Source organism: Streptococcus pluranimalium (assembly GCF_047785705.1).
Lineage (GTDB): Bacteria > Bacillota > Bacilli > Lactobacillales > Streptococcaceae > Streptococcus > Streptococcus pluranimalium_A.
Map to the genome: position 1 here is coordinate 42,522 of NZ_JBLOJV010000006.1, position 21,620 is coordinate 64,141.

General features: G+C 41.8%; 23 protein-coding genes. 20 read left to right on the forward strand and 3 right to left on the reverse strand.

Annotation, left to right across the window (positions count from 1 at the left end; translation table 11 throughout):
- The 19 genes from ACMZ6Z_RS02765 (at position 1) to ACMZ6Z_RS02855 (ending at position 18,999) form a co-directional block, all read left to right on the forward strand.
- Complete coding sequence (locus ACMZ6Z_RS02765) at positions 1 to 258, forward strand: YggT family protein (RefSeq protein ID WP_416131139.1); 258 nt, start codon at positions 1 to 3, stop codon at positions 256 to 258.
- Positions 258 to 1,052, forward strand: a complete 795-nt coding sequence (locus ACMZ6Z_RS02770) for an RNA-binding protein (protein ID WP_416131140.1) — start codon at positions 258 to 260, stop codon at positions 1,050 to 1,052. Before ACMZ6Z_RS02765 ends, ACMZ6Z_RS02770 begins: the two co-directional genes overlap by 1 nt.
- A gap of 11 nt (positions 1,053 to 1,063) precedes the next feature.
- Positions 1,064 to 1,963 (forward strand): DivIVA domain-containing protein, encoded by a 900-nt coding sequence (locus ACMZ6Z_RS02775; protein ID WP_416131141.1) that lies wholly within the window; start codon positions 1,064 to 1,066, stop codon positions 1,961 to 1,963.
- Between the two features lie 274 nt (positions 1,964 to 2,237).
- Positions 2,238 to 5,036, forward strand: a complete 2,799-nt coding sequence (ileS, locus tag ACMZ6Z_RS02780; protein WP_416131142.1) for an isoleucine--tRNA ligase — start codon at positions 2,238 to 2,240, stop codon at positions 5,034 to 5,036.
- 194 nt (positions 5,037 to 5,230) lie between these two features.
- Positions 5,231 to 5,947: a response regulator gene (locus tag ACMZ6Z_RS02785; protein ID WP_416131143.1), complete on the forward strand. Its 717-nt coding sequence runs from the start codon at positions 5,231 to 5,233 to the stop codon at positions 5,945 to 5,947.
- A complete protein-coding gene (pnpS, locus tag ACMZ6Z_RS02790; RefSeq protein WP_416131144.1) occupies positions 5,947 to 7,287 on the forward strand; it encodes a two-component system histidine kinase PnpS in 1,341 nt (446 codons plus the stop codon). The genes ACMZ6Z_RS02785 and pnpS overlap by 1 nt, the downstream gene beginning before the upstream one ends.
- Before the next feature lie 252 nt (positions 7,288 to 7,539).
- Positions 7,540 to 8,415 carry a substrate-binding domain-containing protein gene (locus ACMZ6Z_RS02795; RefSeq protein WP_416131171.1) on the forward strand — a complete coding sequence of 292 codons (876 nt, stop codon included), beginning with the start codon at positions 7,540 to 7,542 and terminating at the stop codon, positions 8,413 to 8,415.
- A 169-nt stretch (positions 8,416 to 8,584) separates the two neighbouring features.
- Positions 8,585 to 9,433 carry a phosphate ABC transporter permease subunit PstC gene (pstC, locus tag ACMZ6Z_RS02800; protein ID WP_416131172.1) on the forward strand — a complete coding sequence of 283 codons (849 nt, stop codon included), beginning with the start codon at positions 8,585 to 8,587 and terminating at the stop codon, positions 9,431 to 9,433.
- Entirely contained in the window at positions 9,426 to 10,241 is an 816-nt protein-coding gene (gene pstA / locus ACMZ6Z_RS02805; protein WP_416131145.1) for a phosphate ABC transporter permease PstA, read from the forward strand. Before pstC ends, pstA begins: the two co-directional genes overlap by 8 nt.
- Before the next feature lies 1 nt (position 10,242).
- Entirely contained in the window at positions 10,243 to 10,995 is a 753-nt protein-coding gene (pstB, locus tag ACMZ6Z_RS02810; protein WP_416131146.1) for a phosphate ABC transporter ATP-binding protein PstB, read from the forward strand.
- Positions 10,996 to 11,025: 30 nt separating this feature from the next.
- Positions 11,026 to 11,679 (forward strand): phosphate signaling complex protein PhoU, encoded by a 654-nt coding sequence (phoU, locus tag ACMZ6Z_RS02815; RefSeq protein ID WP_416131147.1) that lies wholly within the window; start codon positions 11,026 to 11,028, stop codon positions 11,677 to 11,679.
- 196 nt (positions 11,680 to 11,875) lie between these two features.
- Complete coding sequence (brnQ, locus tag ACMZ6Z_RS02820; protein ID WP_416131148.1) at positions 11,876 to 13,231, forward strand: branched-chain amino acid transport system II carrier protein; 1,356 nt, start codon at positions 11,876 to 11,878, stop codon at positions 13,229 to 13,231.
- A gap of 159 nt (positions 13,232 to 13,390) precedes the next feature.
- Positions 13,391 to 15,523, forward strand: coding sequence for a Tex family protein (locus tag ACMZ6Z_RS02825; RefSeq protein WP_416131149.1), 2,133 nt, complete (start codon positions 13,391 to 13,393; stop codon positions 15,521 to 15,523).
- Positions 15,513 to 15,956, forward strand: coding sequence for a SprT family protein (locus ACMZ6Z_RS02830; protein WP_416131150.1), 444 nt, complete (start codon positions 15,513 to 15,515; stop codon positions 15,954 to 15,956). Before ACMZ6Z_RS02825 ends, ACMZ6Z_RS02830 begins: the two co-directional genes overlap by 11 nt.
- Positions 15,957 to 16,031: 75 nt before the next feature.
- A complete protein-coding gene (locus tag ACMZ6Z_RS02835; RefSeq protein ID WP_416131151.1) occupies positions 16,032 to 16,301 on the forward strand; it encodes a PspC domain-containing protein in 270 nt (89 codons plus the stop codon).
- 80 nt (positions 16,302 to 16,381) lie between these two features.
- A complete protein-coding gene (gene hprK / locus ACMZ6Z_RS02840) occupies positions 16,382 to 17,317 on the forward strand; it encodes an HPr(Ser) kinase/phosphatase (protein WP_416131152.1) in 936 nt (311 codons plus the stop codon).
- Positions 17,310 to 18,104 (forward strand): prolipoprotein diacylglyceryl transferase, encoded by a 795-nt coding sequence (gene lgt, locus ACMZ6Z_RS02845; RefSeq protein WP_416131153.1) that lies wholly within the window; start codon positions 17,310 to 17,312, stop codon positions 18,102 to 18,104. Before hprK ends, lgt begins: the two co-directional genes overlap by 8 nt.
- Positions 18,105 to 18,113: 9 nt before the next feature.
- Complete coding sequence (locus ACMZ6Z_RS02850; protein WP_416131154.1) at positions 18,114 to 18,512, forward strand: DUF948 domain-containing protein; 399 nt, start codon at positions 18,114 to 18,116, stop codon at positions 18,510 to 18,512.
- Positions 18,513 to 18,573: 61 nt separating this feature from the next.
- Complete coding sequence (locus ACMZ6Z_RS02855) at positions 18,574 to 18,999, forward strand: YtxH domain-containing protein (RefSeq protein WP_416131155.1); 426 nt, start codon at positions 18,574 to 18,576, stop codon at positions 18,997 to 18,999.
- Positions 19,000 to 19,047: 48 nt separating this feature from the next.
- On the opposite strand, the gene ACMZ6Z_RS02860 is transcribed toward ACMZ6Z_RS02855, so the two are convergent.
- The gene (locus tag ACMZ6Z_RS02860; RefSeq protein ID WP_416131156.1) at positions 19,048 to 19,338 is read right to left on the reverse strand and encodes a DUF3270 family protein; all 291 of its coding nucleotides are present in this window, start codon (positions 19,336 to 19,338) and stop codon (positions 19,048 to 19,050) included.
- 217 nt (positions 19,339 to 19,555) lie between these two features.
- On the opposite strand from ACMZ6Z_RS02860, the gene ACMZ6Z_RS02865 reads away from it, so the two are divergent.
- Complete coding sequence (locus tag ACMZ6Z_RS02865; RefSeq protein ID WP_416131157.1) at positions 19,556 to 19,768, forward strand: YdbC family protein; 213 nt, start codon at positions 19,556 to 19,558, stop codon at positions 19,766 to 19,768.
- Positions 19,769 to 19,850: 82 nt separating this feature from the next.
- Here the strand turns inward: ACMZ6Z_RS02865 and ACMZ6Z_RS02870 are convergent, their stop codons facing one another.
- Together ACMZ6Z_RS02870 and lysS are read right to left on the reverse strand one after the other, a co-directional pair.
- Entirely contained in the window at positions 19,851 to 20,009 is a 159-nt protein-coding gene (locus tag ACMZ6Z_RS02870; protein WP_416131158.1) for a hypothetical protein, read from the reverse strand.
- Between the two features lie 112 nt (positions 20,010 to 20,121).
- Positions 20,122 to 21,612, reverse strand: a complete 1,491-nt coding sequence (lysS, locus tag ACMZ6Z_RS02875) for a lysine--tRNA ligase (protein ID WP_416131159.1) — start codon at positions 21,610 to 21,612, stop codon at positions 20,122 to 20,124.
- Positions 21,613 to 21,620: the final 8 nt, after the last annotated feature.

A 21,620-nucleotide genomic window follows, 5' to 3' on the forward strand; every position in this document is an offset into this window, starting at 1 on the left:
ATGTTTTTATTATATATTATTTTAGAGAGAGTCATTCGCATTTACTCAACACTTTTAGTCATCTATGCGATTATGTCCTGGTTTCCAGGAGCTTACCAGACGCGATTGGGACAACTACTTAGTGCGATTGTAGAGCCAATCTTAGCACCATTTCGACGCTTTGGACTTCAAATAGCTGGTATTGATTTCACGATTGTTGCGGTTTTCGTTGTTTTTGAAATAGCACTGAAAGTCTTTACTTACTTGCTGTTATTCTAATGAAAAAACAAGTCAAGCATCTTTATCAGCATTATGATACTAGCGAGTATGACTTTATTGATAAGTTGAGTAATATCATTTATTCGGTTGAAACGTCTTATGCCATTTATGTGACAGACTTTGTCAATCCTAGACAGGAAGAAATAGCTCACGACTTAGTTGCTCAAACTGCTTTGACCTTGTATTCGAGTAGAGGACTACTTACTGAGGAGTATCATCGGCTGATCATCGCTCCAGATTACTATCAGCTAAATCTTGATGACTTTGAGATTAGCTTAGTTGAGATTTGCTATGCTAAAAAGTTCAATCGTCTGACCCACTCCCAAATTATGGGAACCCTGATTAACCAGCTAGGCATTAAACGCTCTGTTTTTGGAGATATTTTGGTCAATGGTAGTGATGCACAAATATGCCTTAAACAATCAATGGTGACTTACTTTGAAATGACGGTTCATAAAATCGCAAAAGTCCCTGTAAAACTTCGAGAGATTCCACTAGACCAAAAAGTGGCAGTCCTAGAAGAAGGAGATGAGCAACTTTATTTGGTTTCGAGTTTACGATTAGATAAGGTCTTAGCAGCTGTTTATCAACTATCCAGGCAGTTGAGTCAGAACTTGATTCAGTCTCAAAAGACAAAGCTCAACCATAAGCCAACCACCAAGACGACCGAAACAGTCGCTGTTAATGACTTGCTGAGTGTTCGTGGTTATGGTAGATGTCGCATCATAGCACTGGCAGGTGTGACGTCAAAAGGAAAATACAAACTGGTCGTCAAAAAAATCAGACAGAAATAGAGGAGGTTGTAATGGCTATTACAGCACTTGATATTAAAGAAAAAACGTTTAAACTAAAGTTTCGTGGTTATAGCGAAGAAGAAGTTAATGAATTTTTAGATATTGTTGTTGATGACTATGAGATGTTGACACAATTAAATCGTCAACAAGAAGCTCAGATTAAGGTACTTGAAGAAAAATTGGCTTATTTTGATGATATGAAAGAATCCTTGAGTAAGTCAGTCATCTTGGCGCAAGAAACAGCTGAGAAGGTAAAAACCTCTGCGCGTACGGAGTCTGAAAACATCTTGACACACGCCAACAATCAAGCAACACTACTGCTTGAAAAGTCCAAGCAAAAGGCTAATGACATGCTTCGTGAGGCAGCCGATGAAGCCAAACGTGTCGCTATTGAAACGGAAGATTTGAAGCGTCAAACCCGTGTCTTCCATCAGCGTCTCCTGTCGTCTGTGGAGTGTCATTTAGCTTTAGTGAATTCACCGGAATGGGATGAGCTCTTACAACCAACGGCCTCTTACATTCAAAATTCAGATACAGCTTTTAGAGAGGTTGTTGAGTCAGTACTTGAGGGGGGGGATCAAGACCTACCTCAGGGGGCAGATTTTGCGGCTATTGATGCCACACGCCAATTCTCACCAGAAGAAATGGCAGAATTGCAACGTCGTGTCGAAGAGAGTAACCGTCAACTAGAAGAAACCATTGCTGGTCAAGAACCATTATTAACAGATGACGTTTTACTTGGACTAGGTGTGTCAGAAGCAGCCGAAGACTTCTCATCAAGCCATGATGTGACTGATAAAGTTACGCCATCAAGTGTAGACTCTTCTGAAAGTCTGGTAGACGAATCAGAATTATACCTAGATGAGACACAGACCTTTAAATTACATTTTGAAGATCATGTTGAAGATTAAGAAAAATACGATGTTTTAAGCACATGCTTAGCGAGCGGGAGTTGGTGTGAGTCCTGTCATCACTGCTTAAAAGATTATCATTTTCTTGGATTCTAGCTGAAAAAGAGTAAGTTAGAAGGGGTGAGCCTCCTTATCAGCTCAAGAGGGAAAACCAAGCCATGCTTTGCTATGCTGTTTAGAAGCAAGTAGATTTGTGTTTTCTGAATTAAGGTGGTACCACGAGCTTTCGTCCTTTTTAGGATAAAGGCTTTTTTATTTTTTAAGGAGAATTATAATGAAATTAAAAGAAACATTAAACCTCGGGAAAACAGCCTTTCCAATGCGTGCAGGACTTCCTAACAAAGAGCCTCAGTGGCAAGCTGCCTGGGAAGAAGCGGCTATTTATCAAAAGCGCCAAGAGTTGAATGAAGGTAAACCTTCTTTTCATCTGCACGATGGACCTCCGTACGCCAATGGTAATATCCACGTAGGACATGCTTTAAACAAAATTTCTAAGGATATTATTGTGCGTTCCAAATCCATGTCTGGTTTTTCTGCACCTTTTGTACCAGGTTGGGACACGCATGGTTTACCCATTGAGCAAGTTTTGGCTAAAAAAGGAGTTAAACGAAAAGAGTTAGATCTGGCTGACTACCTTGACCAGTGCCGTCAGTATGCTCTGTCTCAAGTCGATAAGCAACGCGATGATTTTAAGCGTTTAGGTATTTCTGCAGAATGGGATAATCCCTACATCACACTAGACCCTGAGTTTGAGGCTGACCAGATTCGTGTCTTTGGGGCTATGGCTGAGAAGGGCTATATCTATCGTGGTGCTAAGCCTGTTTATTGGTCTTGGTCATCAGAGTCAGCCTTGGCTGAGGCAGAGATTGAGTACCATGATATTGACTCAACCTCACTTTATTATGCCAATAAGGTGACAGATGGCAAGGGCGTTCTAGATAGCAATACTTACATTGTGGTATGGACAACAACACCATTTACCATCACAGCCTCACGCGGGTTGACAGTTGGTGCTGATCTGGACTATGTGGTTGTCAAACCTCAAAATGATAGTCGCCAGTTTGTCGTTGCAGAGGCTCTGGTAGATCGTCTCGCACCAACATTTGGCTGGGAGTCATTTGAACTTGTCTCACATCACAAGGGATCAGCCTTAGAGTATATCGTGACCGAGCACCCTTGGGATGAGGCTGTTGAAGAGCTTGTGATCCTGGGTGATCATGTAACGACTGATTCTGGTACAGGTATTGTCCATACAGCCCCTTCTTTTGGTGAGGACGACTACAATGTTGGGATGGCTTATGGCCTTGAAGTTTATGTGACAGTGGATGAGCGTGGGTTGATGAACGAGTTGGCTGGTCCTGATTTTGAGGGGCAATTCTACGATAAGGTTGTGCCGACTGTTCTTGAAAAATTAGGAGACTTACTCCTTGCCAAAGAAGTCATCACGCACTCCTACCCATTTGACTGGCGAACCAAAAAACCTATCATTTGGCGTGCTGTGCCACAGTGGTTTGCCTCTGTTTCAAAATTCCGTCAAGACATTCTGGATGAGATTGACAAAACGGCCTTCCATCCGTCATGGGGTAAAACACGTCTTTACAATATGATTCGTGATCGTGGTGATTGGGTGATTTCCCGTCAACGCTCATGGGGTGTGCCACTTCCTATCTTTTATGCTGAAGATGGTACAGCAATCATGACTAAAGAAGTTACGGATCATGTGGCAGACTTATTTGCTAAGCATGGCTCTGTGATTTGGTGGCAACGTGATGCCAAAGACCTTCTACCCCCAGGCTTTAGCCATCCAGGTTCTCCAAATGGTGACTTTACGAAAGAGACCGATATCATGGATGTCTGGTTTGACTCAGGATCTTCTTGGAATGGTGTCATGAATGCCCGTTCCAATCTCGCTTATCCAGCTGACCTCTACTTGGAAGGTTCTGATCAGTATCGTGGTTGGTTTAACTCATCACTCATTACCTCAGTAGCTGTCAATGGGCATGCTCCATACAAGAGCATCTTGTCACAAGGTTTTGTCCTTGATGGTAAGGGTGAAAAAATGTCTAAATCTAAAGGCAATATCATTTCTCCTAATGATGTGGCCAAGCAATACGGTGCTGATATCCTGCGCTTGTGGGTTGCTTCGGTGGACACAGATAACGACGTTCGTGTGTCTATGGACATTCTTGGTCAAGTGTCTGAGACTTACCGTAAGATTCGAAATACCCTTCGCTTTTTACTTGCCAACACGCATGATTATAAGCCATCAGTGGATGCTGTGGGCTATCAAGCATTGGGTGCTGTTGATAAATACATGATGATTAAGACCAATCAACTGGTTGCTAGCATCAATCAGGCTTATGAGGTTTATGACTTCATGACGATCTACAAAGCTGTGGTAAACTTTGTAACCGTTGATTTGTCTGCCTTTTACCTTGATTTTGCGAAGGACGTGGTTTACATTGAGGCAGCTAATAGCTTAGAGCGTCGTCGTATGCAAACCGTTTTCTATGATATCCTAGTCAAGCTCACCAAGCTGTTGACCCCTATCTTGCCTCATACAGCGGAAGAAATCTGGTCATACTTGGAACATGAAGAGCAAGCCTACGTACAATTAGCAGAGCTACCAGTAGCAGGAGATTTTGAAGGACAAGAAGCTATTTTAGAGGAGTGGGAAGCCTTTATGGTCTTCCGTGCTCAGGCTCAAAAAGCCCTTGAAGAAGCTCGTAATGCCAAGGTGATTGGTAAATCCTTAGAAGCACATTTGACGGTTTATGCTAGTCAAGCAGTGAAAACTTTGTTAGCGTCATTGGACAGTGATATTGCACTTTTATTGATTGTCTCACAATTAACGATCCTTGATGAAGCTGATAAGCCAGCTGATGCAGTTGCCTTTGATGGTGTTGCCTTTAAGGTTGAACGTGCAGATGGAGATGTTTGTGAGCGTTCACGCCGCATTGATCCAACGACTCGAATGCGTTCTTACGGTGTCAAGGTTTGTGATGCCAGCGCTAAAATCCTTGAAGAAAATTTCCCAGAAGCAGTCGCAGAAGGCTTTGACGTATCGGTATAATTCTTAGACGAAAAGCTAGGTTGAGCCCTAGCTTTTTTTGCTCTCTACCTTTTCTGAGAGATGCTAATCATCAAGAACCATCACTCTTGGTGAGGTGATGAATCTGAAGATAGCACCGGCGTTTATGAAAAGTATGAATCGAACACGAAGCAGGTCAAGTCTCTCTATGGTATAATGACAAAAAGGAGTCTTTTATGAACAAACGTGTACTAGTCGTCGATGATGAGCCTTCTATCCTTACCTTGCTTTCTTATCATTTGGCTAAGGAAGGTTTTGATGTTGTAACGGTCGAAGATGGGCGTTCAGCACTTGATATGGGCAAAACTCAGCGGTTTGACATCATTATTTTAGATATCATGTTGCCTCAGCTAGATGGTGTGGAAGTCTGTAAAGCTCTGCGAAAAGCTGGGATTGAGATACCGATTGTGATGCTTTCGGCTAAGGGTGAGGAACTTGATAAAGTCTTGGCTTTAGAATTAGGGGCCGATGATTACTTAACCAAGCCTTTTAGTCCACGGGAACTGTTAGCGAGGGTCAAAGCTATCCTACGTCGTACAGATAAGAACCAGCTGTCTGAATGGTCACCAGAGATAGATCACAAGGACACTAAAATTCAAGTGGCAGATTTAGTCATTTATGTTGAGCGTCATCAGGTCTTTAAATCGCATCAGGAAATAAACCTGACACCGAAAGAATTTGAATTGTTAATTTATCTCTTAAAGCATCCTCGTATGACCTTAACCAGAGAGCGTTTGCTGGAGCGTATCTGGGGCTATCATTTTGGACAAGAGACTCGCCTAGTTGATGTTCACATTGGTAAATTGCGTGACAAAATTGAGGACAATCCCAAGTCACCATCACTCATCAAGACGGTTAGGGGTTATGGCTATAAATTTGAAGGAGAGAGTTGATGTTACCACGGCTTAGAATGAGTCTTATTCTGATGGTGTTAGTCATTCTTTTTAGTCTTTTTTCGCTTGTTTTTCCTCATCTCATTCTGCTCTTTTTGGGTTTAGCCTTTCTTTGTCTGGCAGGTTTACTGTGGCAACTGCTTGGAATCTGGTCTTGGTATGCTGATTTTAAAAAGGTGAGTCAGCTTACCCAACCGTCACGTCGACGTCAGGCTTTTTCGTCAAAACATGATGACCTAAGGTCTCTAGCCAAAGCCATCAATACGCTCGAAGATAATGGGATGATGCGTGAGCAAGATAGAGATGATAAGATTCTACATGTCAGAACCTTTTTAGAACACCTTTCTATGGGGGCTTTTGTGGTTACTAGAAACAAGCAGATTGAGCTGCAAAGCCAATCTCTTGGCAACTTTTTCCCTAGCTTAGATCATAAAATGTTTAAGACCTTGGCAGATTTACGACGATCAGATCTCACTGTTTTAGTGAATCGTGCTTTTGATCAAGAGCAAGTGCTTAAAAAGGAATTAGTTGGCTTAAATGATTCGGACCTTATTTTAGAGGTAACAGTAGTGCCAATCCCCAATTCTCAATGCCAGTATCAGAGAGCGCTTGTTTTTCTTAATGACTTAACCCCTCTTAGACTGTATGAACAGCAAAATATGGATTTTGTTGCCAATGCTTCTCACGAGTTACGAACACCAGTCACCTCTATCAAAGGGTTTACAGAAACCTTATTAGAGATGCCAGCTGATGAAGAACAGCAGGTTAGAAAAGACTTTTTAGGGATTATCCAAAAAGAGAGTGCTCGTTTAGAGCATATTGTTAACCACATGTTGAGTTTATCCAAGTTACATCAAATGAAGCCTCAGCTAGAATCATTTGATGTAGTTCCTTTTTTGAAAGATCTCATGCAAACCTTGCAACCAAAAATCGTGGCAAAGGGATTGGACTATCATCTAAACCTTCCTCAAAAATTGATTTATGAAACGGATGCCCATATGTTATCTCAGATCATGGTTAACCTTTTAACCAACGCTATTCGTTATACTGAAGAAGGCGGGCAAATCAGCTTGAGCTTGATTGAGCGAGATAACTGTCTTGAAATCTCGGTAGCAGATACAGGTATCGGTATAGGCTCTTATCAGCTTGAACGGATTTTTGAGCGTTTTTACCGTGTTAATAAAGGTCGTAGTCGTCAAACTGGAGGGACTGGCTTGGGTTTGGCCATCGTCAAATCTTTTTCAGAAACCTTGGGAGGTCGTATTCAAGTCAGTAGTCAGGTTGGTCAAGGATCGACCTTTACCTTAATCCTTCCTATTACGATTGGTTTAGGAAGCTAATATTAGAGCAGGCTGGGCAATGTTTATTGTCCCAGCTTTTTAGTTTTCCTGTCTTTTTTCTTTACAAAATCTTTACAAAAATCCATAAGATTTCTTTACACTAGCTTAGTATACTGAGAGTGTAAACAAAAGAAATGTCAGTTCTCAAAAGCTTACTCTTAACACGCTTACAAGAAAGCGGATTGTTAGAGTTCTAGGCTAGCAGATTAAACATTTCTCAAAAAATGCGATTAACAGAAAGTGAGTTTACAAATGAAAAAAATGATGACTTTAGCAGCCCTACTCTTAGCGAGCTCTTCCTTGGCGGCATGTGGCAACAATCAAGCCAATACAAACTCGGCAGCCAATGAGACGATCGAAGTTGTTTCTCGTGAAGATGGTTCAGGGACACGAGGTGCTTTTAATGACATTGTTGGCATTTTAGAAAAAAGCAATGGTAAAGAAATTGATCATACGGTCAAAACAGCCATTATTCAAAATAATACAGAGGGAGTGATTTCGTCTGTGTCTGGCAATACTGCAGCGGTCGGCTACGTTTCACTTGGTTCTTTAAATGACAAGGTGAAGGCACTTGATGTTGAGGGCGTGAAAGCTAGTAGTGAAACGGTTTTAGATGGGGAATACAAACTTCAGCGCCCCTTTAATATTGTTTGGTCAAATGAGCTTTCTGAATTGGGTCAAGATTTTATTAGCTATATCCATTCTGAAAAAGGTCAAAAGGTCGTCACTGACAATAAATTTGTTGAAGCAAAGACCAGTAAAGTTCCTTACAATGGTGGCTCTAAATCAGGCAAGCTCCTCATTGTTGGCTCAACGTCGGTTGTTCCCTTGATGGAGAAATTAGTAGAGGCTTACCAAAAAGAAAATCCAGGTGTGGTTATTGACATTACAGCCAATGGCTCTTCAGCAGGTATCACAGCCGCACAAGAAAAAACAGCTGATATTGGTATGGTTTCGCGTGAATTAACCCCTGAAGAAAGCAAGACCTTGAAGCATGATAGTATTGCTCTTGATGGGATTGCCCTCATCGTCAATAAAGCTAATAAACGTGATACGATTGGTATGACTGACATCAAAGACATTTTTACTGGTAAAGTGAGTCAGTGGGGAGACCTTGGTCAACAGTAATCGTCATCACCTCCAGATTATATGAGACTGGTCCTCTGCAAAAGACTTCTTGATGGCTTATTTGAGCAAGTGATTGCTTGTCAAATTTATCTAGGTTGTTAAGGTCTGATATCAAGTTTGTCTTTTGCTTGGAGGTTGTTAGAAAGGAAAGCCTGTGAAACAAGAGAGTATCAAAGAATCATTTGCCAAAGGTCTCTTCTTTGTAAGCGCCGTTACCGCTATTATTACGATTGTTCTGATGTGCTATTTTATTTTTCGAAATGGCATTCCCTTTATTTTAGATTATGGTCTTTTGGACTTTCTTTTGGGGAGAGATTGGTCTCCTTCTAATCAGCCTGCCAGTTTTGGTATTTTCCCCATGGTGATTGGTTCTTTTATCATAACCTTTGGAGCGCTTTTATTTGGCGTTCCGACCAGTATTTTGACAGCTGTTTTTATGATTTATTATTGTCCTAGAAGGCTTTATGCCTTTCTAAAATCCTCTCTTAACTTGATGTCAGCAATTCCGTCTATTGTTTATGGTTTTTTTGGGTTACAACTCTTAGTACCTTGGCTGCGTACCTGGGGTGGTAATGGTCTTAGTGTTTTAACGGCATCTATCTTGTTAGGTATTATGATTTTACCAACGATCAGTAGCCTATCTGAGGCAGCCATTCGAACGGTGCCTAAGACCTATTACTCAGGTAGTCTGGCATTAGGAGCAGGACATGAACGCAGTATTTTTAAGGTGGTTTTACCAGCGGCCAAGTCAGGCATCTTATCAGCCATTATTCTTGGACTTGGACGTGCTATTGGTGAAACAATGGCGGTGATTCTCGTTGCAGGGAATCAACCCATAATAGCGACCACTCTTTTTTCTGGAACAAGAACCCTGACAACCAATATTGTTTTAGAAATGGCTTATGCTTCGGGAGAACACCGTCAAGCTCTTATGGCAACATCAACGGTTTTGTTCACCATCATTCTCATGATTAATGCTTGTTTTGCCTATGTGAAAGGAAAAACACCTCATGACTAATTATCTTTTAAAAGGCGCTGTTTACTTATTGACTGGTTTAACCTTTGCTTCTCTCTTTTTGGTGCTTGGTTTTATCTTATTTAATGGGGTTGCTCATTTGCACCCAGACTTATTTGCCCCTACCTATACCAGTGACAATGTTTCGTTAATGCCTGCGATCATCTCAACCCTTATTTTAGTCGTCGGCTCTTTGCTTATCGCTCTTCCTCTAGGCTTATTTGCAGGCATTTACCTAGTGGAATATGCTCCCAAGGACTCTAAATGGGTGACATGGATTAGAGTTGCCTCAGATACCTTATCAGGGATTCCATCGATTGTGTTTGGCCTTTTTGGGATGCTCTTCTTTGTTATCTTCTTGGGCTTTAAGTACTCGCTTTTGTCTGGTATTTTAACCTCGGTCATCATGATTCTTCCATTGATCATACGCTCAACAGAAGAAGCACTCTTAGCTGTTAGTGATAGCATGCGTCAAGCGAGCTTTGCTTTAGGTGCTGGTAAGCTGAGAACTATTTTTAAAATTGTTTTACCTGTAGCTATGCCAGGGATTTTATCAGGAGTCATTCTCTCGATTGGTAGGATTGTCGGAGAAACAGCTGCTTTGATGTATACCTTAGGGACTGCCACAAACACGCCGACGAGTTTGATGTCATCAGGGCGTTCACTAGCCCTCCACATGTATATGCTCTCTAGCGAAGGCTTACATGTTAATCAAGCCTATGCGACAGGTGTTGTTTTGATTGTAACTGTCTTGATCATTAACAGGATATCCAGTAGGCTATCACGCCAATTTGTCAAAGGAGGAACTTAAGATGGGTGTTTTTTCCGTTAGAAATCTTGATTTGTATTATGGTGATTTCCAAGCTTTAAAGAATATTTCGATTGACCTGCCGAAAGGGCAAATTACGGCTTGTATCGGTCCTTCTGGATGTGGGAAGTCTACTTTCTTAAAAAGTCTTAATCGTATGAATGATTTGGTTCCCAGCTGTCGGATAAGTGGCGATATTAGACTGGATGGTCAGGATATCTATAGTCAGTCCATGAATCTCAATCAGCTACGTCAACGTGTAGGCATGGTCTTTCAACAGCCCAATCCTTTTGCCATGTCGATTTACGATAATGTGGCTTATGGTCCACGAACCCATGGTATCAGAGATAAAGCAACCTTAGATGCTCTGGTTGAGAAAAGCCTTCGAGGAGCCGCTATTTGGGACGAGGTCAAAGAAAAATTAACCAAAAGCGCGCTCTCACTCTCAGGAGGGCAGCAGCAAAGGATTTGTATTGCGCGTGCCTTAGCTGTAGAGCCAGAGGTGCTTCTCATGGATGAACCAACCTCCGCTTTAGATCCCATCTCAACGCTCAAAATTGAGGATCTTATCCAGGAATTAAAAGAGGATTATACCATTATCATCGTTACCCACAACATGCAGCAGGCATCACGTATTTCAGATAAAACCGCGTTTTTCCTCAATGGCGAGATTTGTGAATTTGGCAATACCGTTGATATGTTTACCAATCCTAAGGATAAACGTACCGAAGATTATGTCTCAGGACGATTCGGCTAGTCTAGCAGTCAGTTAAGAGAAGAGGTTATCATGAGAGAACACTTTGATTTAGAGTTACAGTCTTTGGAAAATCATTTTTTAGAGATGGCACAAGAAGTCCTTAAAAATGGTTCAAAGACCTTGCTTGCGATGATGACGTATGATCAGCAGTTGGCAAGCATTTTAGTCGATGACGACAAGCGTATCAATGATTATCAAATCGCTATTGAAATCGCTTGTGCCAATGTTTTAGCCTTGCAACAACCTATGGTCTCTGATCTACGACTAGTGCTTGCAATCATGGCTTCTAGCTCCGACCTGGAGCGTATGGCAGACCATTTTGCAGGGATTGCCAAATCCATCACACGCTTAAAAGAAGTGGAGAGAAGTCCTCTATTTGAAGAGAGACTCCAAGAGATGGGGCAAGATGCGCTAAGGATGCTTGAGGATATGATCCGTATTTTCCCCGCTCATACCAGCAGTTCTGCAAAAGAACTGGCCAAGCAGGATGAATCACTAGATCAGGCCTATTGGTATTTATCCAAGGAGATGATTTCACAGATGAAGCAGCAAGATGTCCATATCCCAAATGGAACAGAGTACCTTGCCATTTTGCATCATATCGAACGATTCGGTGACTACATTGCCAATATCTGTGAACGCTTGGTTTATTTGGAAACAGGTGAATTGGTTGAACTCAATTAAATGAAAAAAGAAAAGTCGCTATGGCGATTTTTCTTTTTAGGCTCTCAAGTTCTGGAGTAAAAATCTCTTTGTCATTTGACTAAAGATGACCAAATCGGTTAATAGGCTTTAAAAGATACTATTTTTTGAAATAGTGCTTGTTTTCATGGCTGTTTTCATGATATAATAGGACAATTTTATTTTAGGAGGTATTCATTTGAAACAAACGTTATCACGAAAAGATTCATTCTTTATTGGATCGATGCTTTTTGGCATGTTATTTGGGGCTGGGAATTTAATTTTCCCAGTTCATATGGGACAAGAAGCAGGTGCTTCTTTATGGTCTGCGAACATCGGTTTTTTACTGACTGCTATTGGTTTCCCGTTTCTTAGCATTATGGCGATTGGTTTATCGGGGGGCAAGGGGGTATTTCACCTTGCTAGTCGCGTTACCAAGCCTTTTGCCTACTTCTTTACGGTAGCATTGTACCTGGTTATTGGTCCTTTTTTTGCCATGCCTCGTCTAGCAACTGTATCTTTTGAAATTGCTTTTGCACCTTACCTTAGTGACGCCATGAAAACACCAGCTTTGGCCATTTATTCCGTCATCTTTTTTGGACTGGCTTACTTCTTATCTAAAAAGCCTGGCAAGCTAGTTGATATTATCGGAAAATACATCAACCCAGCTTTCTTGGTGGTCCTTGGACTTGTGCTTGCCCTTGTGATTATCAATCCTTTGGCTCCAGTGAGTAGTGCAGCAGTTGGTGAGGCCTACCAGACGGCGCCGCTCTTAAAAGGCTTTATTGAAGGTTATAATACGCTTGATGTACTAGCTGGCCTTGCCTTTGGTATCGTTGTGATCACAGCCCTCAAACAAAAAGGGATTGACCAACCCAAGACAATCGCTATTGAGATGACCAAATCTGGTTTGATTGCAATGGGGCTAATGAGTGTGATTTACACCCTTCTTGCTTATGCAGGGACAACCAGCCTAGGTGGCTTTGCCATGAGTGACAATGGCGGTATCGCCCTAGGTCAAATCACAGCCCACTATCTCGGGGCTTTTGGTAGTGTTATTTTAGCCTTGATTGTCTTTCTTGGCTGCTTTAAGACCTGTATCGGTCTGACAACGGCTTGCTCTGAAACCTTGCACCAGCTCTTCCCAAGCAAGTCTTATAATGTCTATTTGATAGGTGTTTCTCTACTTTCAGCCCTTATTGCTAATGTAGGCTTGACACAGATTATCCAACTATCAATACCTGTCCTCATGTTCCTCTACCCGCTCTCTATCGTCTTGGTCTTGTTAGGGCTAGCCTCAGCTCGCTTTGCCTTGTCACAAAAGGTCTACCAAGCAGTGGTCTTCTTTACCTTGCTAGCAGCCATTGTGGACGGATTAAATGCGACACCAGCCATCATCAGTGGTCTAGCACCTGTACAAGCCTTACTGGGCTTTGCGAGCAAGCTTCTACCATTCTTTAGCCTTGGGATGGGCTGGGTTTTACCTGCCCTTATTGGCCTCATTTTTGGCTTGATTTGGCAACAATTCGATCATTCAAAACCTCTTATGGATTGATGTTAAGTGCTTTTAACGTCATTGAGCTTAAGTTGCTCTAAAGTGATGCTATTAACAGCACTGTCTTATAGGGAGTGATTAGGAGACTTACTCAGCGTTTCCTAGTCACTTCTTTTTTAAATAGCCAATCATCATGATTTAAGCTATAATAGATGAGTTATGGAAAATCAACATCTTACTAAAATGACCCAAGAGTTGGGTTTAACCAGTCATCAGATCGAGCAGGTCTTAGCACTGACGGTTGAAGGAAATACCATCCCTTTCATCGCACGTTACCGCAAAGAAAAAACGGGTAATCTGGATGAAGTGCAAATCAAAGCAATCATCGATTTAGACAAATCCTTGACCGCTCTTTCTGACCGTCAAAAAACCGTGCTAGCAAAAATAGAGGAGCAAGGTCATTTGACAGACCAGCTTCGCCAAGCCATTCAAGCAGCTGACAAGTTAGCTGAGGTGGAAGAGCTTTACCTGCCTTATAAGGAAAAACGTCGGACCAAGGCGACTGTGGCGCGTGAAGCAGGCTTGTTCCCACTGGCTCGTCTCATTTTACAAAATGTCCCAAATCTTGAAACAAAGGCAGAAGCTTTTGTCACTGAAGGTTTTGAAACAGCAGAGAAAGCTTTAGCAGGAGCCTGTGATATTCTCATTGAAGCCCTAGCTAATGATAATAAGCTACGCTCGTGGACCTACAATGAGATTTGGGCTAATAGTAAACTAACCTCACAACTAAAAGATCAAGAAAGTGATGATAAGCAAGTTTTTCAGATTTACTATGATTTTGCAGAAGCCCTAGGGACATTACAGGGGTATCGTATTCTTGCCCTCAATCGTGGGGAAAAACTAGGGATTTTAAACCTTTCTTTTGAGCATCAACTGGATAAAATGTGTCGTTTTTATGAGGCACGTTTCAAAGAAAAGAATGCCTATATTCATAAGATTGTTCAAGAGGCTTGCAAGAAAAAGATTGTTCCAGCCATGGAGCGTCGCATTCGTAGCGAATTGACGGAGAGTGCCGAAAATGGTGCTATCAACCTCTTTTCAGACAATCTTCGTCATCTTCTCCTGGTTTCTCCTTTAAAAGGGAAGATGGTACTTGGTTTTGACCCGGCTTTTCGGACAGGTGCTAAGCTAGCAGTGGTTGATCAGACTGGTAAGCTACTGACAACTCAAGTCATCTATCCAGTAGCACCTGCTAGTCAAGCTAAGATTGCCTCAGCCAAGCAAGCACTAGCAAACTTAATTCAAAACTATGAGATTGACATCATTGCTATCGGTAATGGCACAGCCAGTCGCGAAAGTGAAGCCTTTGTCGCAGAAGTTCTCAAGGATTTTCCGCAGGTTTCTTACGTCATTGTTAATGAATCTGGCGCATCTGTGTATTCGGCTTCAGAGTTGGCACGTCAGGAATTTCCTGATTTAACGGTTGAAAAGCGCTCGGCTATCTCCATTGCTCGTCGACTTCAGGATCCTTTGGCAGAATTAGTCAAAATTGATCCCAAGTCTATCGGAGTTGGTCAATACCAGCATGATGTCAGCCAAAAAAAATTGGCTGAAAATCTTGACTTTGTGGTAGCTACTGTGGTTAACCAAGTGGGTGTTAATGTTAATACCGCTAGCCCTGCTCTCTTAGCCCATGTTTCAGGACTTAATAAAACCACCTCAGAAAATATTGTTGCCTATCGTGAGGAAAATGGTGCGCTCACTTCTCGTGCTCAGCTCAAGAAAGTGCCACGCTTAGGGGCTAAGGCCTTTGAGCAGGCGGCTGGTTTTCTTCGCATACCTGATGCCAAAAATATCCTGGATAATACTGGTGTTCACCCAGAAAGCTATAGTGCTGTCACAAAACTGTTCAAGCAATTAGACATCAAGGCACTAGATGCTACTGCTAAAGCCAAATTGCAATCCTTGTCCATCGCTGAAACAGCGAAGCAGTTAGACCTTGGTCAGGCAACACTCCAAGACATCATCCAAGATTTACTCAAGCCAGGTCGGGATCTTCGTGATGAGTTTGAAGCACCTATCTTGCGTCAAGACGTGCTTGATATTAACGATTTGGCAGTGGGGCAAAAGCTGGAAGGAACTGTGCGTAATGTTGTGGATTTTGGGGCTTTTGTCGACATTGGTCTTCATGATGATGGGCTTATCCATATCTCTAACATGTCAAAAACCTTTGTCAAGCACCCTAGTCAGGTGGTTTCTGTAGGTGATATTGTGACGGTTTGGGTCGCTAAAATTGATCTGGAACGTGACAAAATCAATCTCTCCCTAGTAGACCCTCGCCATGCTGACTGATTACGTTAAGCAAGTTTCTTTAGAGGATTTTGGCTGGGAATTTCAGCATCAGGCTTCTTTTAATAAGCGCTTAAGAACGACTGGAGGACGCTTTTTCCCATCAGATGGGCATTTGGACTTCAATCCCAAACATTTAGAAGTCTATGGTGAGAGCCTGTTTCGTCAAATCGTAAGGCATGAACTCTGCCACTATCATCTGTACTTTCAAGGAAAAGGGTATAGGCATCAAGACCCTGACTTCAAAGCTTTATTAGCAAAAGTCAATGGTTGTCGCTTTGCCCCAAGACTTCAAGAGTTTTCTCATACCTATCAGTATCAGTGCCAGACCTGTTATCAAGTCTATGCTCGCAGGAGACGGATTAACCTCAAAAAATACGTCTGTGGCAAGTGTCAAGGTCCGTTAATGCTTGTTAAGAAAGGAAATCAGTCGTAGGGCTGATTTCTTTTTTAGGCGAATGGGCTATACTAATGGTAAGCTTACAATCAATCACATTAAAGGAGAATCATCATGAGTGAGCCATTTTACCGTTTAAAACGAGGTCGTGTTTTGGCAGGTGTCCTTGCAGGACTTTCGGATAAGTTTCAATGGGATCTGCCTGTGGTCAGGGCTTTGTTTGTCTTGGCATGCCTTTTTGCACATTTTACAATCATTATTTATCTTGTCTTGGCAATCTTTTTGCCCTATAAAGAGGACTTAGAAGGCAGTCAGCCCTTTAACAGCAAGCGTCGTCGTAAACATGCTCAAGCAGGGGACGATGACCAGGACATTTGGTATTGATAAGTCTCACAAGAGTGCTTACTTTTTTGAGGAAATATGGTATAATAGTTCAAAAGAAAGCTAGAGTTTAAGGAGGCCTTATGTCTGTCACAGTTCAAATGCTAGTCGATAAGACCAAGTGCAAAGTCATCTATGGTGACGAGTCACTCTTAGCCAAAAAAATAATGACATCAGATATTCTAAGACCTGGTCTTGAAATGACGGGTTATTTTGATTATTATGCTCCTGAGCGGGTTCAGGTCGTAGGAATGAAGGAGTGGTCCTACCTCAATGCCATGACGGACCATAACCGTTTTCAAGTGCTTAATGAGATGTTGAAGTCTGAAACACCAGCTATTATCTTTGCACGGGGTTTGGAGATTCAAGAGGAAATCATTCAGGCAGCGCAAAATAATGGTGTGGCTGTTCTCTCAAGTGATGTGCCTACTAGCCGTTTATCGGGAGAAATTTCTTGGTATTTGGATTCCTGCCTAGCCGAGCGAACCAGCGTTCATGGTGTTCTTATGGACATTTATGGTATGGGTGTTTTGATTCAGGGCGACTCTGGTATCGGTAAGAGTGAGACGGGACTTGAGCTGGTCAAGCGAGGGCATCGCTTGGTAGCAGATGATCGTGTTGATGTCTATGCCAAAGACGAAGAAACTCTCTGGGGTGAGCCTGCTGAGATTTTACGGCATTTATTAGAGATTCGTGGTGTTGGCATCATTGATATTATGAGCCTTTATGGAGCAAGTGCCGTCAAGGATTCATCACAAGTACAGTTAGCCATTTACCTTGAGAATTTTGAAGCTGATAAAGTTTTTGATCGTCTGGGAAATGGCAATGAAGAGATCGAGTTTTCAGGGGTCAAGATTCCACGTGTCCGTATCCCTGTCAAGACTGGACGAAATGTCTCAGTTGTCATTGAGGCAGCAGCCATGAACCATCGGGCCAAGTTGATGGGATTTGATGCCACAAAGACCTTCCAAGAACGTCTGACAGATCTCATTTCTAGAAATGAGGCAGATGATGATTAATCCAACTGCCTTAAAGCTAGGCCCTCTTGAGATTCGTTGGTATGCCTTGTGTATTGTGTTAGGTCTCATCTTGGCTGTTTATCTGGCTCGAAAAGAAGCGCCGAGAAAAAAGATAGCACCAGACTCTGTTCTTGATTTTATTTTAATCGCCTTTCCAGTAGCTATTCTTGGTGCTCGTCTCTACTATGTTCTCTTTGAGTGGTCTTACTATAAGGATCATCTATCAGAAGTCTTTGCCATCTGGAATGGCGGGATTGCCATCTACGGAGGCTTGATTACGGGTGCTCTTGTTCTTTATTTCTTTAGCCGTCATCACTTTATAGATACGGTTGATTTTCTAGACATCGCTGCACCGGGTGTCATGATTGCTCAAAGTTTAGGGCGTTGGGGCAATTTTGTCAATCAAGAAGCCTTTGGCAAAGCTGTTAAGCACCTCGATTACTTGCCAGCATTTATCCGTCAGCAAATGTATATTGATGGTGCTTATAGATTACCAACCTTCTTGTATGAATCGCTCTGGAATCTCTTAGGCTTTATCATCATCATGAGTCTTCGTCACAAGCCCAAGCTCTTAAAAAAAGGCGAACCCACTCTTTTTTACATCATTTGGTATGGTTGTGGTCGTTTGGTCATTGAAGGGATGCGGACGGATAGCCTTATGCTAGCAGGTCTTAGGGTGTCACAGTGGTTATCAGCAGTCTTGCTCTGTTTAGGTCTCGCCTTATTCCTGTATCGCCGCTACCGCTTGAATATACCATTTTATGTCAAAGAAGAAATAAACAAATAGGAGAAAGATATGAATTTAGTAGGCATTTCAATGTTAATGATCGCTTTAGCATTTGTGGCTTTGGTTGTTTACCTGAGCATAGTCTTAAAAAAAGTAGCTGCAACGATTGATGAGACACAACAGACCATTAAGGTATTGACCAGCGATATCGCCGTAACCCTCTTTCAAACCAATGAAATCTTGGCCAAAACCAATGTCTTGGTCGAAGATGTTAATGGTAAAATCGCCACCATTGACCCACTATTTGTGGCCATTGCTGATTTGTCTGAAAGCGTCTCTGACTTGAATATCAAGGCTCGTCATATAGGTCAAAAAACCAGCGGTGTTCGTAGCACACTTGGAACAGCAGGGAAGTCTTATATTGCTGGTAAGATAGGTTCTAAATTATTTAAGAAAAAGAAACAGTAACTAGATCTTAAAAGACATTCCAAAACATAAATCAAAGAATAAAATTCTTTAGGAGGAAACTATGGTAAAATTCGGGAAATCACTCGTCATTGGTGCGACACTTGGCGCAGCAATCGCTTATTTTTTCAAAACAACTAAAGGCAAAGAAGCAAAAGAAAAAGCCAGTGACCTTATCGCTGACTATAAAGATAATCCAAAAGAGTATAACCAACTGGCCAAGGAAAAAGCGATAGCTTATAAAGATCGAGCTGTCGAAAAGTTTAATGACTATAAATCAAAATATGATGAGGGTGAATGGGCAGCTGAAGATGTCCTTGACCAAGTCAAAGAAAAGGCTAGTCAAGTCAAGGAAGTTGCTGCTCAAAAACTCAATCAAGTTAAGGATTGGGATCTTGCTGACCAAGCCCTTGATAAGGTTCAAAAAGTCAAAAACAAAGCAGAAGTAGATGACATTGTCATTGACTATTTTGAAGATGACCTTTCATAAGGTATGATAGCATCATAAAACCCTTTACTGTTCAAAAACGGTAAAGGGTTATTTTTTTAGAAATGTAATAATGATTTGATAGATAATAGACGTCAATACTGTTGCGACAAGCATCGCAATCGGAAAAGCCAAGTAGGGTTTGAAATCAAAGCTCAAGAGGATAAAGGCAGTAATGACAGTGAAAATCGAAAAGAGTGAAACCTGCCCTAAAAAAGCGACTTCTTTTAATTTGATGCTCTTATGATCATAGTCATAAAAATGTTGGTATTTTTCGTCAAACTCTTGCTCTTGATGTTGTTGTTCATCTGGCAGAGTTTTTTTATTCAATTGACTTGCCATAACAACTCCCTCAATGTGATACTATTTTATCATAACATAATAAAGCAGACTTGTCACGACTTTTTTGAAATAAAAATGTCATTTTAGTATTGAAATACTAACAACTGAAACACAGATTTAGAAAATAGTATTGAAATACCAATAAAAATCCTTAAAATCACTAAAAAATCATGGTATAATGGTTCTAGTATCTCGAATAGATAGGTAGGAGGTCTTTATGGCAACATTTACATTTGAAATCATTGAAAAACTCTTGGTCTTATCTGAAAATGATAAGGGATGGACCAAGGAGTTAAACCGTGTTAGCTTTAATGGGGCAGAGCCAAAGTTTGATATTAGAACCTGGAGTCCAGATCATCGTAAAATGGGAAAAGGCATCACCTTAACCAATGATGAATTTCAAGTTCTGGTTCAAGAATTGAAAAAATAAAAACAAAAGCGGTCAGGATTGTCCTGACCGCTTGTGTGTAGACGTTTTAAAATCACAGGATAAGGCATTTCTGTCTGGTTGCCTATTTGTGATTTCTTTGTTTAGGTGGGTCTTGCAGACGTTTGGAAATGCCAATCATCACAAATACAAAGCTCAAAAAGACAAACACCCATTTACTAGCAAACATACCGTAAAGCAGGAAAATAAGGGCAGATAAGTAAAAAAGGTATTGTTTAGACATGATAACTCCTTCGAGGTGGTCCAACGATAATGACTGAGATAGCCATTAGGCTATTTTTTTGATCCATTCTCATTCTAGCTTGGATTAAGTCAATCAGGGGTTTGAACGTCATTTATTTCATTGTTGGGAATAATAGCACATCACGAATGGTTGTGGTGTTTGTTAAGAGCATGCAGAGGCGATCAATACCGATACCAAGTCCACCTGTTGGCGGCATCCCATATTCAAGGGCTTCAACGTAATCGTAGTCAATACCAGTCGCTTCATCATCCCCAAGTGCTTTGGCTTGTGCCTGTGCCTCAAATCGTGACAACTGATCAATCGGATCGTTCAGTTCGGTGAAGGCATTGCCATATTCTTTGGTCATGATAAAGAGCTCAAAGCGATCAGTAAAGCGAGGGTCTTTATCATTTTTCTTAGCAAGGGGGGATACTTCTACAGGATGACCGTAGATAAAGGTTGGTTGGATAAGGGTTTCTTCAACAAAGGTTTCAAAGAAGGCGTTGATGATGTGACCAATTGATGTAAAGTGCTTTTCAAGAGGCACTTTTTTCGCCTTAGCCAGAGCGACAGCATCTTCTAGCGTCATCTCTTGCCAGAAGTCAACCCCAGTGATTTCCTTGATGGCATCTACCATATGAACACGTTTGAAAGGCTCTTTAATATTGATTTCAGTGCCTTGGTAGACTACGGGGGCATCCCCTTTAACAGCCTTGGTGACATGCTGGATGATGCCTTCTGTCAAGTCCATAATGTCAAGGTAGTCTGCATAAGCCTGATAAACTTCGATGGATGTGAATTCTGGGTTGTGAGTGGCGTCCATGCCCTCATTACGGAAAATACGGCCAATTTCATAAACACGCTCCATACCACCAACGATAAGGCGTTTGAGGTGCAATTCAGTGGCGATACGAAGTACCATGTCAATGTTTTGGGCATTGTGATGTGTCACAAAAGGACGAGCAGCTGCTCCGCCAGCTTCGTTATGTAAGACAGGTGTTTCGACTTCAAGAAATCCAAGCCCATCAAGGTAACGGCGCATTTCTGAAATGATTTTTGAACGTGTGACAAAGCGATCAAAGCTATCACGATTAGCAATCAAATCAAGGTGGCGTTTACGGTAGATCGTTTCAATGTCTGTCAGTCCGTGGAATTTCTCAGGAAGAGGACGAAGAGCTTTTGACAGGTGGGTCAACTTGGTAGCTTTGATAGACAGCTCCCCCATGTCTGTCCGCATAATCTCGCCTTCAACACCAAGGAAGTCACCTAAGTCAGCCTTTTTGAAGATCTCGTAGTTGTCATCGCCGACAGCATCCTTACGAACATAGAGTTGTATTTGACCGTCACGGTCTTGTAGGTGGGCAAAACCAGCCTTTCCTTTGCCACGTTTGGTCATCAAACGTCCTGCAATAACAGCCGTTTCCTGTAGCTCATGTAGGTCTTCCTTGCTTTTATCAGCGTAGGTTTCTTTTAAGTCACGAGAATTAGTGCTGCGCTCAAAACGTTTCCCAAAAGGGTCAATTCCTTGTTGGGCAAGAGCCGTCATTTTTTCACGACGGACAATCTCCTGGTCATTCAATGCTTCAATATGTTCTTTAGACATGACATCCT

Bases quoted from the DNA above. Each gene is read 5' to 3' on its own strand.
- ACMZ6Z_RS02765 (WP_416131139.1), top strand. From the start codon at position 1: ATGTTTTTATTATATATTATTTTAGAGAGAGTCATTCGCATTTACTCA.
- pnpS (WP_416131144.1), top strand. From the start codon at position 5,947: ATGTTACCACGGCTTAGAATGAGTCTTATTCTGATGGTGTTAGTCATT.
- hprK (WP_416131152.1), top strand. From the start codon at position 16,382: ATGTCTGTCACAGTTCAAATGCTAGTCGATAAGACCAAGTGCAAAGTC.
- pstB (WP_416131146.1), top strand. From the start codon at position 10,243: ATGGGTGTTTTTTCCGTTAGAAATCTTGATTTGTATTATGGTGATTTC.
- ACMZ6Z_RS02825 (WP_416131149.1), top strand. From the start codon at position 13,391: ATGGAAAATCAACATCTTACTAAAATGACCCAAGAGTTGGGTTTAACC.
- ACMZ6Z_RS02830 (WP_416131150.1), top strand. From the start codon at position 15,513: ATGCTGACTGATTACGTTAAGCAAGTTTCTTTAGAGGATTTTGGCTGG.
- ACMZ6Z_RS02835 (WP_416131151.1), top strand. From the start codon at position 16,032: ATGAGTGAGCCATTTTACCGTTTAAAACGAGGTCGTGTTTTGGCAGGT.
- phoU (WP_416131147.1), top strand. From the start codon at position 11,026: ATGAGAGAACACTTTGATTTAGAGTTACAGTCTTTGGAAAATCATTTT.
- ACMZ6Z_RS02870 (WP_416131158.1), bottom strand. From the start codon at position 20,009: ATGTCTAAACAATACCTTTTTTACTTATCTGCCCTTATTTTCCTGCTT.
- lysS (WP_416131159.1), bottom strand. From the start codon at position 21,612: ATGTCTAAAGAACATATTGAAGCATTGAATGACCAGGAGATTGTCCGT.
- ACMZ6Z_RS02855 (WP_416131155.1), top strand. From the start codon at position 18,574: ATGGTAAAATTCGGGAAATCACTCGTCATTGGTGCGACACTTGGCGCA.
- ileS (WP_416131142.1), top strand. From the start codon at position 2,238: ATGAAATTAAAAGAAACATTAAACCTCGGGAAAACAGCCTTTCCAATG.
- ACMZ6Z_RS02785 (WP_416131143.1), top strand. From the start codon at position 5,231: ATGAACAAACGTGTACTAGTCGTCGATGATGAGCCTTCTATCCTTACC.
- lgt (WP_416131153.1), top strand. From the start codon at position 17,310: ATGATTAATCCAACTGCCTTAAAGCTAGGCCCTCTTGAGATTCGTTGG.
- ACMZ6Z_RS02850 (WP_416131154.1), top strand. From the start codon at position 18,114: ATGAATTTAGTAGGCATTTCAATGTTAATGATCGCTTTAGCATTTGTG.
- ACMZ6Z_RS02865 (WP_416131157.1), top strand. From the start codon at position 19,556: ATGGCAACATTTACATTTGAAATCATTGAAAAACTCTTGGTCTTATCT.
- ACMZ6Z_RS02795 (WP_416131171.1), top strand. From the start codon at position 7,540: ATGAAAAAAATGATGACTTTAGCAGCCCTACTCTTAGCGAGCTCTTCC.
- ACMZ6Z_RS02860 (WP_416131156.1), bottom strand. From the start codon at position 19,338: ATGGCAAGTCAATTGAATAAAAAAACTCTGCCAGATGAACAACAACAT.
- ACMZ6Z_RS02770 (WP_416131140.1), top strand. From the start codon at position 258: ATGAAAAAACAAGTCAAGCATCTTTATCAGCATTATGATACTAGCGAG.
- ACMZ6Z_RS02775 (WP_416131141.1), top strand. From the start codon at position 1,064: ATGGCTATTACAGCACTTGATATTAAAGAAAAAACGTTTAAACTAAAG.
- pstA (WP_416131145.1), top strand. From the start codon at position 9,426: ATGACTAATTATCTTTTAAAAGGCGCTGTTTACTTATTGACTGGTTTA.